Genomic DNA, 16,870 nt, shown 5'->3' with positions numbered 1-16,870 from the left:
GATCATATGACAGTTTCAGTTGTTAAAGTTCACATTGGCACCCTATCAGATTTTCCGCTCCAGCTAGGGAAAACAGTTGAAGCCGGTACACTTGAATTAGCTGTTTTTCAAACCTCTAATAAGCAGTTCAAAGCCATTGAAAATCGCTGTCCTCATAAAGGCGGCGTTCTGGCTGAAGGCATGGTCAGCGGGAATCACGTTTTCTGTCCAATGCATGATTGGAAAATTGATCTTTCATCAGGAAACGTACAAGCACCAGACCACGGATGCGTTAAAACATATGAAACATTCGTTGAAGGGGATAATGTCTTTATTTTATTGCCTTCATAAATGGTTTAGATCCTTCCTTTCATGTATATGCTGTATATAAATGCAGCAAGAAAGGAAGGAATTTTTGTGCCGTTCGTTAATATTTTGATTGAACTCTTAATCGGATTTTTCGCTTTATTTTTTATTACAAAATTATTAGGGAAAACACAATTTGCACAAATCACACCGTTTGATTTCATTTCTGCACTCATTTTAGGCGAAATGGTCGGAAACGCTATTTTTGATCCGGAAGTCAGGATTCAGCACATTTTATTTGCTGTTGCAGTATGGGGCGTTCTCATTTATACAGTTGAATGGCTTTCACAGCGCTTTAAATCCATTCGCGCTTTTTTAGAAGGAAGACCTACTCTTGTGATTGATAAGGGGAAGATTCACTACAACCGGTTGAAGAAAAATATGCTTGATATCAATCAGCTGCAGACACTGGTTCGCGCAAAAGGCCATTTTGCCCTGAATGAAATTGAATATGCTATTTTGGAAACGGACGGCTCTGTCAGCGTTCTTCCGAAAATGAAATACGCCCCAGCCACAGCCGAAGATGTGAACGTGAAGGGAAAAGAAGTGAAATTGCCTAGAACGTTTATTATTGACGGCGAAATTTTAAAAAAAGATCTTCAAGAAGCCGGCTTTGATGAATCTTGGCTGAATGAGCAATTAAAAAAGCAGCATATTTCCTCTTATCGAGACGTTCTATTTTGTGAATGGATTGAAAATGAAGGGATTTATGCGATGCAATATGAAAAGTCTAAAAAAACATCCACAACATAAAAACGTGGGTGTTTTTTTGTGCGTGTACGGAATAGGATCAAAAAGAATGTTTGATGAAAACGTTCACAAAATGAGGGGGAGATATGTGATGAAATTTAGAAACATATGGATGGTCATGGTCTTGTCTTTCTTTCTTTTTGACCCAGCTTCACTTCAAGCAGCAGAAGCCGGGCATAACCGTGTCCTTGTTGTTGATCAAAAGGGAAGCGGGACATACCGCACCGTTCAGTCTGCCATTGATGCGATTCCAACAAACAATCAACAACCGGCAACGATCTATATTAAAAATGGCGTATATAAAGAAAAAATATTGCTTCCGCAAAATAAACCACACGTATCCTTTATTGGCGAAAACCAGCACAAGACGATCCTTACGTATGATGATACAAATGCAAGCACTGGGAGTACAACAAACAGCTCAAGCACAATGATTCGTGCAAACGATTTTTATGCAGAAAATATCACCTTTCAAAATACAGCTGGCAGACATGCTGGTCAGGCAGTTGCGCTGTATGTGTCTGGCGACCGGGCTGTGTTCAAACAAATACGCGTGTTAGGCTATCAAGATACACTTTATGCAACAGGCACAGGGCGGCAATATTATGAAAACTGCTATATTGAGGGCACGGTTGATTTTATTTTTGGATCAGCCACAGCTGTGTTTAAAAGAGCTGAAATAAAAAGCCTTGGAAATGGGTATATTACTGCAGCATCCACAACAGAAGCGCAAAGGTACGGCTATGTATTCATGGACTCTACGCTGAAAAAGGGGACGGCAGCTGCGCAATCGGTTTATTTAGGACGTCCGTGGAGACCTCATTCGGCTGTAACATTCCTTCATACAAAAATGGATGATCATGTGAAAGCAGAGGGATGGCATAACTGGGATAACCGTGACAATGAAAGAACGGCCAGATATAAAGAATTTGGATCGACAGGAGCGGGAAGCAGTCCAGCAAACCGCGTAAAATGGTCAACCATTTTAACCCAAAATGAAGCAAGTCAAATCACGGTTCAGGCTGTTCTTCGCGGAACCGATGGCTGGAATCCAGAAAAGAGGTAAGGGGCTTGTCAGTTTTCGTCAAAGAAAGCTGACTTTTCTGTTTAAAAAACCTTTGAGAACAAACGTTCTTTTGTGTATAATGAACATATTCTTCTAAAATTGGCTGCAACAAAAAGGAGGGATTGCGTGAAGCGTTTTTCACAGCTCATGTTTTTACAAATATGTATCCTGTCGATTTTATTTCTCCCTTTTTCAGCGAAAGATGAACAACTCAAAGCTCGTGACGATTCACTTCAATGGATGACAGCTTTAGACGAATTCATACGAACAGCACCTGATTTAGAGGGCGCGATCTCTGGCATCAGCGTCCGCGATACTTCTGACACCTCTCTTCTTTATGAACATCAAGCCGATATTCGTCTTACTCCTGCTTCTAATATGAAACTGCTCACATCAGCCATCGCACTTGATATACTTGGAGAAACACACACATTCCTTACAGACATCTGGATGGATGGTTCCATTCAAAAGAAAACGCTACATGGCAGCCTTTATCTTCGTGGCACCGGCGATCCGACTTTATTAGAGGAGGATTTTGCAGCACTTGCCAAACAAGTCAAAAAGGCCGGAATACATACCATTCGCGGGCAGCTTGCGGCAGATGACACTTGGTTTGATGACACGAGATACTCCATTGACCTGCCTTGGAGTGATGAGGATCAATATTACGGGGCACAAATTTCTGCTCTCACGGCTTCACCGAATCAAGATTATGATGCAGGGACCGTGATTCTCGAAGTAAAACCAGGAAAAAAAGCAGGACAGAAAGCCGCATATGATATGATCCCAAAGACGGATGTCGCTCAAGTCATCAATCAAGTGAAAACAGTTCCAGAAGGTGAAAAAAAGAAAATCTCTTTTAAGCGCTCTCACGGAACCAACAAGATTACGTTGACTGGGACTATTCCTGTTAAAGCGAGCTCATCTAAACAATGGGTAGCTTTATGGGATCCGTCCGCCTATGCTTTAGACTTAATGAAACGAGCGTTAAAGGCGGAAGGGATTCAAGTAAAAGGACCGCTGAAATCAAAACAAGTTCCTAAAAAAGCCAAAAAAATTGCCTCCCATACATCGATGCCATTATCAGAGCTGCTTGTTCCTATGATGAAATTAAGCAACAATACCCATGCAGAAATTTTGCTAAAGGAACTAGGGAAAAAAGTGAAGAACAAAGGGAGCTTTGAAGCGGGTCTGGATGTCATGAATGAACGGCTTCCTGCGTTTGGCATCGATCCTTCGCTTGCAGTGCTGCGTGACGGATCGGGCATATCACCTATTAACCTTGTCTCTGCTAACCAGTTCACTTTATTTTTGACAAACATTCAAAAGGAAAAATGGTTTAAAACCTATGAACATGCGCTCCCTTTAGCAGGGGCAAGTGAACGAATGGTGGGGGGAACGTTAAGAAACAGATTGAAGGAACCAGCTACACTAGAAAAAGTACGTGCAAAAACAGGGTCGTTAACAACGGTCAGCACACTTTCTGGATATATTGACACGCAGGGCGGGAAAACGCTCGCTTTTTCCATCTTATTCAATCACCTTGTTGATGACGAAAAAGGGAAAGAGATAGAAGACCGTATTGTCAGCATACTAGCTGAGAATCTTTAGATTTAGAGAGAGAAGGAGAACCATCATGACGTTAGATAATAATCAATCTTTAGTAAAAACCATGTCCATTTTTCTCATCCCGCTTTTGCTAAGTAATATTTTGCAATCGATCGGACAATTAGTGTCTATTGTTCTTGTCGGAAGATGGATTGGAGAGGATGCAGTAGCTGCCATTTCTGCATTCTTTCCGCTTTTCTTTTTACTCGTTTCTTTTTCCATTGGAATTGGATCGGGAAGCTCGATCCTTATTGGACAAGCGTATGGAGCAAAAAATGAACAGAAATTAAAAGAAATTATTGGCACAACGCTTTCATTCACTTTTTTGATCGGAGTATCTTTAGCGATCATTGGAGGTTTTTTCGCAACAGACATCTTAAACCTTATGGGAACACCCGCTAATATCGTGGAGGAAAGTGCGGGCTATGCTAGAATTCTATTCATCTCAATGCCGATCTTATTTCTTTATTTTGTTTATACGACCTTCTTGCGAGGGACAGGGGATTCGAAAACGCCATTTTATTTCTTAATGATTAGTACGGCAACGAATATTTTGATGCTGCCCATTTTATTATTTGGATGGCTGGGACTGCCAGCGTTCGGCTTATACGGCGCTGCGTATGCTTCTGTGATTTCAACAATTGTGACATTTATCATTCTACACATCTACTTATATAAGACAAAGCACCCGCTTCGCATTGATGCATCGGTGAGAAAGCATTTATTGATGAAAGGAGATCTATTAAAAACGTTATTAAAGCTCAGTATCCCATCAAGCATTAATATGATCCTCATTTCTTTATCAGAAATTGCCGTTATTTCTTTCGTCAACGATTATGGATCACAGGCAACAGCTGCCTATGGTGTTGTCAATCAAGTCGTGAGTTATGTGCAGATGCCGGCAGTGAGCCTTGGCATTGCGGTCTCGATCTTTGCAGCTCAATTCATTGGCGCGGGAAATATGAATCGACTGAAAGATGTCATTAAAATTGGGTTAGGTCTTAACTTTGCCATAGGCGGATGTATCATTATTTTCGTTTATATTTTTGCACCGCAGATTTTATCTATTTTTTTAACAGACCCTGGCACGATAGATATTGCCTATAGTTTGGTCGTCATTACATTATGGAGCTATCTCATTTTTGGAACGGCCCAAATTGTTGCAGCCACAATGAGAGCAAGCGGGACGGTTCTTTGGCCGACGATCTTTAGTATTTGTTCCATTTGGCTTGTAGAAGTACCAGTCGCTTATGTGCTATCGCACTATACATCTCTTGGCATTAAAGGAATATGGATTGGCTACCCAGCTGCTTTCTTTGTGAACTTACTCCTCCAATACAGCTACTATCAGCTCGTATGGAAGAAAAAACAAATTATCTCGCTTGTTCAATCATAATGTAAAGGTGTGAGGCAGCATATACATACGAAGATCTCTCACTTTTAAGGAGGCCGAATCTTCTATGTATTTGAATCAAAGAAGTGAACTGAGCTCGTACAATATCGGTGACTTTTCTTATGCCGGGCCAGATTTCCAAGTGTTGACTTGGGGGGAAGGAACGACATTACATATTGGGAAGTTTTGTTCCATTGCAAACGAGGTGAAAATTTTTCTAGGCGGGGAACACCGTACTGATTGGGTCACAACGTATCCGTTTAATCAAATTTTTAAAGAAGCTGCCCATATTAAAGGACATCCCAAATCGAAGGGGGATGTTCATATTGGACATGACGTATGGATTGGATATGGTGCAACGATTATGTCAGGAGTATGTATAGGAAACGGGGCCGTGATCGGGGCAAATAGTGTGATCACAAAAGATGTGCCGCCATATGCAATTGCCGCAGGAAATCCCCAGCAGCTCATGAAATATCGATTTTCATCTGAAATAATCGAAAAACTGCAGTTATTAGAATGGTGGAATTTAGAGTTTTCAATCATCCAATCTATTTTTCATCTTTTGCAATCGTATGATATTGAACAGTGTATAAATGTAATAGAAGACATAAAAAAGAAAGACTGAAAAAGCCTTTCTTTTTTTAGTTTAGCTAAGACGTATGATGGTCAAGGCTGCTCCAGCAGCACCACCTCCGCCAACTAAAATAGCTGTGACAACCGCCCCAAAAAACTGCAGTGAGATGGTATTACCAGCTGTTAAATTAACAATAACAGTGTTGTTGATTAATGAAGTTGAGATAACAGGTGATTGAACAGAACCAGAAATAGTAGTTGTTCCATTTAAAAGCAAACGTGTATTAATCAAAAGAGCTGTAGTGGTGTTGATTTGATACGTAATATAATATTTACCAGTTTGCAGAACGGTAAAAACAGTACTTGTGCCGTTTGCTGTAAAACCAGTAATGTTTTGAAAGTTTGGCAAAGGAATATTCGTTCCTCCTGCTACAGTAACGATGGTAGGGCCAGAACTATTAGCAGCATAAAGTGCTGTATCTGTAAAACCACCTGTTCCAGTAGCCCCAGTGACACCTGTCACGCCAGTAGGACCTGTTGGTCCAGTAATACCCGTGGCCCCGGTAGGTCCGGTAGCTCCAGTGATCCCCGTGGTCCCGGTAGGTCCAGTTAAACCGGTGATCCCCGTAGCACCAGTAGGTCCAGTTGAACCAGTGATGCCCGTGGCGCCAGTAGGTCCAGTAGCTCCAGTAATCCCCGTGGCACCGGTAGAGCCAGTTGATCCAGTAATACCTGTCGCACCAGTAGGTCCAGTTGAACCAGTGATCCCCGTTGCGCCGGTAGAGCCAGTAGCTCCAGTAATCCCCGTGGCACCAGTAGGACCGGTAGCTCCAGTGATCCCCGTCACACCAGTAGGACCTGTTGGTCCAGTGATGCCCGTGGCCCCTGTATCACCAGTAGCTCCGGTAATCCCTGTCGCACCCGTAGGTCCAGTTGATCCAGTGATGCCCGTGGCACCAGTAGGACCGGTAGCTCCAGTGATCCCCGTCACACCAGTAGGACCGGTAGCTCCAGTAATCCCCGTGGCACCAGTAGGACCCGTAGCTCCAGTGATACCCGTTACACCAGTAGGACCCGTAGCTCCGGTAACCCCTGTCGCACCAGTAGGACCGGTAGCTCCAGTGATCCCCGTCACACCAGTAGGACCTGTTGGTCCAGTAATACCAGTGACACCAGTAGGACCGGTAGATCCGGTAATACCGGTGGCACCAGTAGGACCGGTAGATCCGGTAATCCCCGTGGCGCCAGTAGGACCGGTAGCTCCAGTAATCCCCGTGGCGCCAGTAGGACCGGTAGATCCGGTAATACCGGTGGCACCAGTAGGTCCAGTTGATCCAGTGATGCCCGTGGCGCCAGTAGGACCAGTAGCTCCAGTAATCCCCGTGGCACCAGTAGGTCCAGTTGAACCAGTGATGCCCGTGGCACCGGTAGAGCCAGTTGAACCAGTGATCCCTGTCGCGCCGGTAGAGCCAGTTGATCCAGTAATACCTGTCGCACCAGTAGGTCCGGTAGCTCCAGTGATCCCCGTGGTCCCGGTAGGTCCAGTTGAACCGGTGATCCCCGTAGCACCAGTAGGTCCAGTTGAACCAGTGATGCCCGTGGCGCCAGTAGGTCCAGTAGCTCCAGTAATCCCCGTGGCACCGGTAGGTCCAGTGATCCCCGTCACACCAGTAGGACCGGTAGCTCCAGTAATCCCCGTGGCACCAGTAGGTCCGGTAGCTCCAGTGATACCCGTTACACCAGTAGGACCCGTAGCTCCGGTAACCCCTGTCGCACCAGTAGGACCCGTAGCTCCAGTGATCCCCGTCACACCAGTAGGACCTGTTGGTCCAGTAATACCAGTGACACCAGTAGGACCGGTAGATCCGGTAATCCCCGTGGCGCCAGTAGGACCGGTAGCTCCAGTAATCCCCGTGGCGCCAGTAGGACCGGTAGATCCGGTAATACCGGTGGCACCAGTAGGTCCAGTTGATCCAGTGATGCCCGTGGCCCCTGTATCACCAGTAACTCCAGTAATCCCCGTGGCACCAGTAGGACCTGTTGGTCCAGTAATACCAGTGACACCAGTAGGACCGGTAGATCCGGTTGAACCGGTGGCACCAGTAGGTCCAGTTGAACCAGTGATGCCCGTGGCCCCTGTATCACCAGTAGTTCCGGTAATCCCTGTCGCACCCGTAGGACCCGTAGCTCCAGTAATACCCGTCGCACCAGTAGGTCCGGTTGAACCGGTGATCCCCGTGGCACCGGTAGGTCCAGTTGAACCGGTGATCCCCGTGGCACCAGTAGGTCCAGTTGAACCAGTGATGCCCGTGGCGCCAGTAGGACCAGTAGCTCCAGTAATACCCGTCGCACCCGTAGGACCTGTTGGTCCAGTAATACCAGTGACACCAGTAGGACCGGTAGATCCGGTTGAACCGGTGGCACCAGTAGGTCCAGTTGATCCAGTGATACCCGTCGCCCCTGTATCACCCGTAGCTCCGGTAACCCCTGTCGCACCAGTAGGACCCGTAGCTCCAGTGATCCCCGTCACACCAGTAGGACCTGTTGGTCCAGTAATACCAGTGACACCAGTAGGACCGGTAGATCCGGTTGAACCGGTGGCACCAGTAGGACCGGTAGATCCGGTAATCCCCGTGGCGCCAGTAGGACCGGTAGCTCCAGTAATCCCCGTGGCGCCAGTAGGACCGGTAGATCCGGTAATACCGGTGGCACCAGTAGGTCCAGTTGATCCAGTGATGCCCGTGGCCCCTGTATCACCAGTAACTCCAGTAATCCCCGTGGCACCAGTAGGACCTGTTGGTCCAGTAATACCAGTGACACCAGTAGGACCGGTAGATCCGGTTGAACCGGTGGCACCAGTAGGTCCAGTTGAACCAGTGATGCCCGTGGCCCCTGTATCACCAGTAGTTCCGGTAATCCCTGTCGCACCCGTAGGACCCGTAGCTCCAGTAATACCCGTCGCACCCGTAGGACCCGTAGCTCCAGTAATACCCGTCGCACCAGTAGTTCCGGTTGAACCGGTGATCCCCGTGGCACCGGTAGGTCCAGTTGAACCGGTGATCCCCGTGGCACCAGTAGGTCCAGTTGAACCAGTGATGCCCGTGGCGCCAGTAGGACCAGTAGCTCCAGTAATACCCGTCGCACCCGTAGGACCTGTTGGTCCAGTAATACCAGTGACACCAGTAGGACCGGTAGGTCCAGTTGAACCGGTGATCCCCGTGGCACCAGTAGGTCCAGTTGAACCAGTGATGCCCGTGGCGCCAGTAGGACCAGTAGCTCCAGTAATACCCGTCGCACCCGTAGGACCTGTTGGTCCAGTAATACCAGTGACACCAGTAGGACCGGTAGATCCGGTTGAACCGGTGGCACCAGTAGGTCCAGTTGATCCAGTGATACCCGTCGCCCCTGTATCACCCGTAGCTCCGGTAACCCCTGTCGCACCAGTAGGACCCGTAGCTCCAGTGATCCCCGTCACACCAGTAGGACCTGTTGGTCCAGTAATACCAGTGACACCAGTAGGACCGGTAGATCCGGTAATACCGGTGGCACCAGTAGGACCGGTAGATCCGGTAATCCCCGTGGCGCCAGTAGGACCGGTAGCTCCAGTAATCCCCGTGGCGCCAGTAGGACCGGTAGATCCGGTAATACCGGTGGCACCAGTAGGTCCAGTTGATCCAGTGATGCCCGTGGCCCCTGTATCACCAGTAACTCCAGTAATCCCCGTGGCACCAGTAGGACCTGTTGGTCCAGTAATACCAGTGACACCAGTAGGACCGGTAGCTCCGGTTGAACCGGTGGCACCAGTAGGTCCAGTTGAACCAGTGATGCCCGTGGCCCCTGTATCACCAGTAGTTCCGGTAATCCCTGTCGCACCCGTAGGACCAGTAGCTCCAGTAATACCCGTCGCACCCGTAGGACCCGTAGCTCCAGTAATACCCGTCGCACCAGTAGGTCCGGTTGAACCGGTGATCCCCGTGGCACCGGTAGGTCCAGTTGAACCGGTGATCCCCGTGGCACCAGTAGGTCCAGTTGAACCAGTGATGCCCGTGGCGCCAGTAGGACCAGTAGCTCCAGTAATACCCGTCGCACCCGTAGGACCTGTTGGTCCAGTAATACCAGTGACACCAGTAGGACCGGTAGGTCCAGTTGAACCGGTGATCCCCGTGGCACCAGTAGGTCCAGTTGAACCAGTGATGCCCGTGGCGCCAGTAGGACCAGTAGCTCCAGTAATACCCGTCGCACCCGTAGGACCTGTTGGTCCAGTAATACCAGTGACACCAGTAGGACCGGTAGATCCGGTTGAACCGGTGGCACCAGTAGGTCCAGTTGATCCAGTGATGCCCGTGGCCCCTGTATCACCAGTAACTCCAGTAATCCCCGTGGCACCAGTAGGACCTGTTGGTCCAGTAATACCAGTGACACCAGTAGGACCGGTAGCTCCGGTTGAACCGGTGGCACCAGTAGGTCCAGTTGAACCAGTGATGCCCGTGGCCCCTGTATCACCAGTAGTTCCGGTAATCCCTGTCGCACCCGTAGGACCCGTAGCTCCAGTAATACCCGTCGCACCAGTAGGTCCGGTTGAACCGGTGATCCCCGTGGCGCCAGTAGGACCAGTAGCTCCAGTAATACCCGTCGCACCCGTAGGACCTGTTGGTCCAGTAATACCAGTGACACCAGTAGGACCGGTAGCTCCGGTTGAACCGGTGGCACCAGTAGGACCGGTAGATCCGGTAATCCCCGTGGCCCCAGTAGGACCGGTAGCTCCGGTTGAACCGGTGGCACCAGTAGGTCCAGTTGATCCAGTGATGCCCGTGGCCCCTGTATCACCAGTAACTCCAGTAATCCCCGTGGCACCAGTAGGACCTGTTGGTCCAGTAATACCAGTGACACCAGTAGGACCGGTAGCTCCGGTTGAACCGGTGGCACCAGTAGGTCCAGTTGAACCAGTGATGCCCGTGGCCCCTGTATCACCAGTAGTTCCGGTAATCCCTGTCGCACCCGTAGGACCCGTAGCTCCAGTAATACCCGTCGCACCCGTAGGACCCGTAGCTCCAGTAATACCCGTCGCACCAGTAGGTCCGGTTGAACCGGTGATCCCCGTGGCACCGGTAGGACCAGTTGAACCAGTGATGCCCGTGGCGCCAGTAGGTCCAGTTGAACCAGTGATGCCCGTGGCGCCAGTAGGACCAGTAGCTCCAGTAATCCCCGTGGCACCAGTAGGTCCAGTTGAGCCAGTGATGCCCGTGGCACCGGTAGAGCCAGTTGATCCAGTAATACCTGTCGCACCAGTAGGTCCAGTTGATCCAGTGATCCCCGTCGCGCCGGTAGAGCCAGTTGATCCAGTAATACCTGTCGCACCAGTAGGTCCGGTAGCTCCAGTGATCCCCGTCACACCAGTAGGACCTGTTGGTCCAGTGATCCCCGTCACACCAGTAGGACCGGTAGATCCGGTAATACCGGTGGCACCAATAGGACCGGTAGATCCAGTAATCCCCGTGGCACCAGTAGGACCGGTAGATCCGGTAATACCGGTGGCACCAGTAGGTCCAGTTGATCCAGTGATCCCCGTCACACCAGTAGGACCTGTTGGTCCAGTGATCCCCGTCACACCAGTAGGACCGGTAGATCCGGTAATACCGGTGGCACCAATAGGACCGGTAGATCCAGTAATCCCCGTGGCACCAGTAGGACCGGTAGATCCGGTAATACCGGTGGCACCAGTAGGTCCAGTTGATCCAGTGATCCCCGTCACACCAGTAGGACCTGTTGGTCCAGTGATCCCCGTCACACCAGTAGGACCGGTAGATCCGGTAATACCGGTGGCACCAATAGGACCGGTAGATCCAGTAATCCCCGTGGCACCAGTAGGACCGGTAGATCCAGTGATGCCCGTGGCACCGGTAGGTCCGGTAGGTCCAGTGATCCCCGTCACACCAGTAGGACCTGTTGGTCCAGTAATACCAGTGACACCAGTAGGACCGGTAGATCCGGTAATACCGGTGGCACCAGTAGGACCGGTAGCTCCAGTGATACCCGTTGCCCCCGTAGGCCCAGTAGCTCCAGTAATACCCGTGGCCCCGGTAGGACCGGTAGCTCCAGTGATACCCGTTGCCCCCGTAGGCCCAGTAGCTCCAGTAATACCCGTAGCGCCAGTAGGACCGGTAGCTCCAGTGATCCCCGTCACACCAGTAGGACCTGTTGGTCCAGTAATCCCCGTGACACCCGTAGGACCGGTAGCTCCAGTGATCCCCGTCACACCAGTAGGTCCAGTTGAACCAGTGATACCAGTGGCCCCGGTAGGTCCAGTTGATCCAGTGATCCCCGTAGCGCCGGTAGAGCCAGTTGATCCAGTAATACCTGTCGCACCCGTAGGCCCAGTATCTCCAGTGATCCCCGTAGCGCCAGTAGGTCCAGTTGAACCGGTGATCCCGGTGGCACCAGTAGGTCCAGTTGAACCGGTGATCCCCGTAGCGCCTGCAGGCCCAGTTTCACCTGGTGCTGCTAAAAGTGTGTAATCTGACGACGTATCTGGCGTACCTGAAGGTGGTGCAGAATCCACTATATACGTACCACCACCATAAGTGACCACTTGCCCTACTGAATATGTTGTTGCCATAACAGGGTCATAGGCTTCAACACCAATTAATCCGATCCCAGTAGGCCCCGTAGGCCCAGTTTCTCCAGAAGCAGCCAAAAGGGTATAGTCGGGGGAGAGTCCAGGTATTCCTGATGGAGCGTCAACATTGGCAATGTAAGTACTGCCATTAAACGTGACCACTTGCCCTGCATCGTAATCTTGTGATTGTGAGGGATCAAAAGGAAGAGCGCCGGTTAACCCGCCAGCAGGTCCAGTAGGTCCGGTTGGTCCAGGGGGACCTGCTGGGCCTGCCGGGCCTCTTGGTCCAGCTCTTTGATTTGGTTTTGATTGTTTTATTCCTTTTGCAATCTGGCAAGGTTGATTCCCTTGAGATATCTTTTGTGTTGGATATTCTTGTTTAATGAATGGACAGTCTCTTTTTCGAGGACGGTCATGACGTGATCTTTTGTAATGAGGCTGTTCATGGTATTTACCGCAAAAGGGACATTTGTGTTCGAATTGATTGTACAAATTGCCCATCTCCTAGAATTGATATTTCATTCTATGTGCAAATTTTCAAATTGGAAGTAAAACCTAGGAAATCATCATTTCGAAAATCATCGAATCAAATCATTTAAATCTTTCATGGATTTGTGTTATGGTGTTGAAAGTATAAAATAGTATGATTTTTGACAGAAATGGGGACATCATTTATGAGTCAATCAGTTTTACAAGGCAAAGCCTATTCCGTTTTAAATTTATCCTCAGTGACAGAAGGAGGTACCATTAAAGAATCTTTTGATCGTAGTATGGATTTAGCAAAGAAGGCGGAGAAGTGGGGCTATCATAGATACTGGCTGGCAGAACACCATAACATGGAAGGGGTAGCGAGCTCTGCAACGTCTGTTTTAATTGGATATATTGCGGGAGGAACCGAAAAAATCCGAGTAGGATCTGGCGGGATTATGCTGCCAAACCACTCTTCACTTGTCATTGCCGAACAATTTGGCACACTTGAGACATTGTATCCAGGGAGAATTGATTTAGGTCTTGGCAGAGCACCAGGGACGGATCAGTTAACAGCAAGAGCGCTTAGACGTAATCTTCATAACGGAGAAGATTTCCCAGAGCAGCTTGAAGAACTTCGTCAATATTTCAAGCCGACCGGTCAGGTTAAAAAACATGTAAGAGCTGTTCCAGGAGAAGGTCTGGACATTCCGATTTGGCTCCTTGGTTCAAGTGGTTTTAGCGCCAGACTTGCAGGAGAACTTGGATTACCATTTGCCTTTGCAGCACATTTCTCACCTAAAAATACAATTCCTGCGTTAGAGTTGTACAGACAGTCATTTAGACCTTCTGATGTATTAAAAGAGCCTTATGCCATGGTCGGTGTGACGGTTTTTGCTGCAGATGAAACAGAACGGGCTGAATACTTGGCAACCTCTCATTATCAGCGGTTTTTAAGTCTCATTCGCAACACACCAGGAAAACTGAAGGCGCCTGTCGACAGCATGGACGGTCTTTGGAGTCCATATGAAAAGGCGATGGTGGATGAACAATTAAGCTCGACTATCATTGGGGATAAAGAAAAAGTAAAAATAGAATTAGAAGCCTTTATTGAAGCTACACAAGCAGATGAAGTGATGATTAATTCTGATATGTTCGATCATCAAGAAAGAATGCGTTCGTATGAAATCATCGGAGAGATCTTTCAAGAGGCACAAGAAAAATAAACATAAAAAAAGAACTGCACAGAGCAGTTCTTTTTTATTTAAGCTTTTGTAAAAATGCGAAATGGTTGTCCGATTGGCAGAACAATACGGCCAAAATGTGTATTAAGGACAACAGCTGCAGAACCATAAAATGAAAGCAGGGAAATAATCAATTCTGCAATACCAGCCATGGTATGAGTCACATCGTACATCACACCAAAAGTGCTAAGGGAAAGACCAATGAATAAGAAATCAATAAAGACGAAAATCAAAAATAATACTTTATGTGTTTCCATTGCACCAATCGTCATAAACAAGCTGAAAATCAAATAACCAATAAACGCAAAACCTAACTGTTTTGGATCTGCTGCTCCCGCAAGCGTTTTCCCAAAAACGCCGGCTTGAATGAGCCAAGTTGTTCCAACGCCCATCCAGAAAAGACCGAATGCGCCAAAAGCAGTGGCTCCAAAAATATTATGATGCTTTGAATCTTGTATGGACGCGATCAGCTGCGCGATTCCTCCAAGGAAGATAGCCCAAGGTAAAATAAGGGAAGTGCCATCTGTGATTCCTAGTTTTTGTGAGGACGCAACGAGCGTCACCATTGCTAAACCAAACAAACCAAGTGGTGTTGGGTCTGCAATTGATAATCGAATTGCTTGAACATTCTGTTTTTCCATAATGACCTCCTACAATTTGCACTTACAAAAGATACTCGAATTCGATAGAAACGTCAAGCTCTTTTTTAGTAGACACTTGCATCGTCTTCCAAATAAATCTATATTTAATACATATCAAATGTGATAGAAAAAGAGGGATAAAATGAGGAAGGGCTTATCTGGAAAAACGATTGCCATTTGTGGAACGAGAAAAACAGAAGAAATGCGTACACTTGTCGAAAAGCAAGGGGGACAAGCCGTTATTCGTTCTCTTCAAGGAACCGTATTTTTAGCCAAAGAGGAATTAAAGCCAGGCATAGAAACCTTTGTGAAACAAGGGGCCGACTGGGTGATCTTGACAACAGGCATCGGTACAGATACATTGATTGAGAGTGCACAAGAGCTGCAGCTTGGTAAAGAATTTATGAACATTCTATCAAATGCCCATATTGCTTCAAGAGGGTACAAAACCTTTGCTGCTTTGAAAAAACGCGGAATTCAGCCTGAGGTCTCTGATGAAGACGGTACAGTTCGTGACTTGATTTCAAAGCTTGAAGACAAGGAATTTCAAGGCAAACGTGTGATGGTGCAGCTTCATGGTGAAAATGCACCAGCTCTCATTCAGTTTTTACATGAAAAAGAGGCAGATGTTTTGCCGCTTTTACCATATCAGCACACACCTCCTGAACCAGAGGCAGCTGAAACGCTGCTGAAAGAAATGAAAGATGGACAAGTTCATGCCGTTTGTTTTACAACCGCTGTCCAAGTTCACGCCTTTTTCAAACTAGCTGCAGAATGGGGAAGAAAAGAAGAATTGCAAGCATTATTCGAGCAGCACGTGCTTGCAGTAGCCGTCGGGAAAGTCACTGCTGAAGCTTTAAAAGAAGAGGGAATAGACCGAATTCTTGCCCCGTCACTTGAGAGAATGGGTGCAATGATAATAGAGCTATCCCGATATATGGAAAAACAATCAGCACACTCATAAAAAAACGCCTTTCACCAGATCAGTGAAAGGCGTTTTGGTTAGATTGTCCGTTTTCGATTCGTCCGAATTTTTTTGAGTACAAAGTAGAGAACAATCAGGACAATGGCAATGACCATAATAGGGGTTGTATAAGCATGAGCAACACTTTGAATATGATCCCATTTTGTCCCAAGCTGCATGCCAAGATAGATAAATAAGATAGACCAAGGGATGGCAGCTAATCCTGTTAAGAAAACGAATTTCAAAAAAGGCATCTTGGCAATACCCGCTGGAATCGAGATGGCATGACGGACAACAGGGATAAAGCGGGCGGTAAAGACTACACCGGTTCCATACCGGTCAAACCAGCGCTCTGCAGTCGCGATATGATGTTCATGGATGAACAAATACTTTCCATACTTTGTTAAAAAAGGTCTTCCGCCGTACAGACCGATCCAGTAAATAAAACACTGGGCGAGCGTACCACCGATGACGCCGGCAATCACAGCTCCTACAAAACCAATTGTGCCTGTTGACACCATATATCCGCCATAGGCAAGTACAATTTCACTCGGAATGATTTCAATCATCAGCCCTAGTGCTACACCTACATAACCAAGGCTTGTCAGCCAGGTTAAAATTTCATTAAAAAAGGTTCCCATTCATTTCACTCTGCCTTTAAATACGATTTTTCTTCAAGCATCCTTATAAGAGCCTATGCTTGTTTTGCTTTTCTCATGAGTATGCTTTCTATATATGCCAGCATGGCTTGCGGCTCATACAGACACCACTGAACCTGGCTTTTTCATCAAGTCTATGTTAAAAAGCTCTCGTCTAGCAGATTTTATCATACCATATTTGCCGGCATTTAGACGATCTACTTGCTATGTGAAAAATAGTCACCATAAAAGAATAGGCTGCATCCGTTTTTTCAGCAGAACATGATATAATTTGCTAGATGAAACGAACGGGTGGTGCACAAACATGTATTTAACAATTGCAGAAACAGCTGAATACTTGGAAGTATCAGAAGCGTATATTAAAAAATTAATCCAGCAAAAAAAGATCCGTTACGTATTTGACGGGGAATCTTATCTTATTTATCAAGGGCAGTTTCAAACGCATTTAAAGCAGCTCGAACAATATAAAGAGCTCGTCCAAGAGATCTTAAATGAACCGATTCCGGAAGACCCCGATGTAAAGGATGAAGATTAGAATAT

At 47.5% G+C, this 16,870-nt stretch carries 12 protein-coding genes; 9 read left to right on the top strand and 3 right to left on the bottom strand.

Annotation, left to right across the window (positions count from 1 at the left end; all coding sequences use genetic code 11):
* Positions 1 to 6: 6 nt before the first annotated feature.
* The 6 genes from nirD to NSQ34_RS09215 all read left to right on the top strand — a co-directional run bounded on the left by nirD (position 7) and on the right by NSQ34_RS09215 (position 5,790).
* Positions 7 to 330, top strand: coding sequence for a nitrite reductase small subunit NirD (gene nirD, locus NSQ34_RS09240; protein WP_024422642.1), 324 nt, complete (start codon positions 7 to 9; stop codon positions 328 to 330).
* A 66-nt stretch (positions 331 to 396) separates the two neighbouring features.
* Positions 397 to 1,098 carry a DUF421 domain-containing protein gene (locus tag NSQ34_RS09235; protein ID WP_024422641.1) on the top strand — a complete coding sequence of 234 codons (702 nt, stop codon included), beginning with the start codon at positions 397 to 399 and terminating at the stop codon, positions 1,096 to 1,098.
* A gap of 88 nt (positions 1,099 to 1,186) precedes the next feature.
* Positions 1,187 to 2,161 (top strand): pectinesterase family protein, encoded by a 975-nt coding sequence (locus tag NSQ34_RS09230; RefSeq protein ID WP_098677732.1) that lies wholly within the window; start codon positions 1,187 to 1,189, stop codon positions 2,159 to 2,161.
* 126 nt (positions 2,162 to 2,287) lie between these two features.
* Positions 2,288 to 3,772, top strand: a complete 1,485-nt coding sequence (dacB, locus tag NSQ34_RS09225; protein ID WP_098677731.1) for a D-alanyl-D-alanine carboxypeptidase/D-alanyl-D-alanine-endopeptidase — start codon at positions 2,288 to 2,290, stop codon at positions 3,770 to 3,772.
* A gap of 25 nt (positions 3,773 to 3,797) precedes the next feature.
* The gene (locus tag NSQ34_RS09220) at positions 3,798 to 5,165 is read left to right on the top strand and encodes an MATE family efflux transporter (protein WP_098677730.1); all 1,368 of its coding nucleotides are present in this window, start codon (positions 3,798 to 3,800) and stop codon (positions 5,163 to 5,165) included.
* Positions 5,166 to 5,229: 64 nt separating this feature from the next.
* The gene (locus tag NSQ34_RS09215; RefSeq protein ID WP_098677729.1) at positions 5,230 to 5,790 is read left to right on the top strand and encodes a CatB-related O-acetyltransferase; all 561 of its coding nucleotides are present in this window, start codon (positions 5,230 to 5,232) and stop codon (positions 5,788 to 5,790) included.
* Positions 5,791 to 5,811: 21 nt separating this feature from the next.
* Here NSQ34_RS09215 and NSQ34_RS09210 read toward each other — a convergent pair whose 3' ends face one another.
* Positions 5,812 to 12,855 carry a hypothetical protein gene (locus NSQ34_RS09210; protein ID WP_342501077.1) on the bottom strand — a complete coding sequence of 2,348 codons (7,044 nt, stop codon included), beginning with the start codon at positions 12,853 to 12,855 and terminating at the stop codon, positions 5,812 to 5,814.
* 173 nt (positions 12,856 to 13,028) lie between these two features.
* Here NSQ34_RS09210 and NSQ34_RS09205 point away from each other — a divergent pair, with 173 nt between their 5' ends.
* Positions 13,029 to 14,048, top strand: a complete 1,020-nt coding sequence (locus tag NSQ34_RS09205) for an LLM class flavin-dependent oxidoreductase (protein ID WP_034284055.1) — start codon at positions 13,029 to 13,031, stop codon at positions 14,046 to 14,048.
* A gap of 38 nt (positions 14,049 to 14,086) precedes the next feature.
* Here NSQ34_RS09205 and NSQ34_RS09200 read toward each other — a convergent pair whose 3' ends face one another.
* Positions 14,087 to 14,707, bottom strand: a complete 621-nt coding sequence (locus tag NSQ34_RS09200; protein ID WP_024425703.1) for a GPR1/FUN34/YaaH family transporter — start codon at positions 14,705 to 14,707, stop codon at positions 14,087 to 14,089.
* 142 nt (positions 14,708 to 14,849) lie between these two features.
* Between NSQ34_RS09200 and NSQ34_RS09195 the strand changes: the two genes are divergently transcribed.
* The gene (locus NSQ34_RS09195) at positions 14,850 to 15,671 is read left to right on the top strand and encodes a uroporphyrinogen-III synthase (RefSeq protein ID WP_098677244.1); all 822 of its coding nucleotides are present in this window, start codon (positions 14,850 to 14,852) and stop codon (positions 15,669 to 15,671) included.
* A 38-nt stretch (positions 15,672 to 15,709) separates the two neighbouring features.
* On the opposite strand, the gene NSQ34_RS09190 is transcribed toward NSQ34_RS09195, so the two are convergent.
* Positions 15,710 to 16,312, bottom strand: coding sequence for a DedA family protein (locus NSQ34_RS09190; RefSeq protein ID WP_034284052.1), 603 nt, complete (start codon positions 16,310 to 16,312; stop codon positions 15,710 to 15,712).
* Positions 16,313 to 16,634: 322 nt separating this feature from the next.
* On the opposite strand from NSQ34_RS09190, the gene NSQ34_RS09185 reads away from it, so the two are divergent.
* Positions 16,635 to 16,865, top strand: coding sequence for an excisionase family DNA-binding protein (locus NSQ34_RS09185; protein ID WP_034284049.1), 231 nt, complete (start codon positions 16,635 to 16,637; stop codon positions 16,863 to 16,865).
* The last annotated feature ends 5 nt before the right edge of the window (positions 16,866 to 16,870 follow it).

Origin of the sequence: Bacillus sp. FSL P2-0069 (assembly GCF_038593315.1) — a bacterium.
In the GTDB taxonomy this organism is placed as follows: domain Bacteria; phylum Bacillota; class Bacilli; order Bacillales; family Bacillaceae; genus Bacillus; species Bacillus safensis.
Note: the sequence above shows the minus strand (reverse complement) of the source record. Positions and strands in the feature narration are given on the sequence as shown.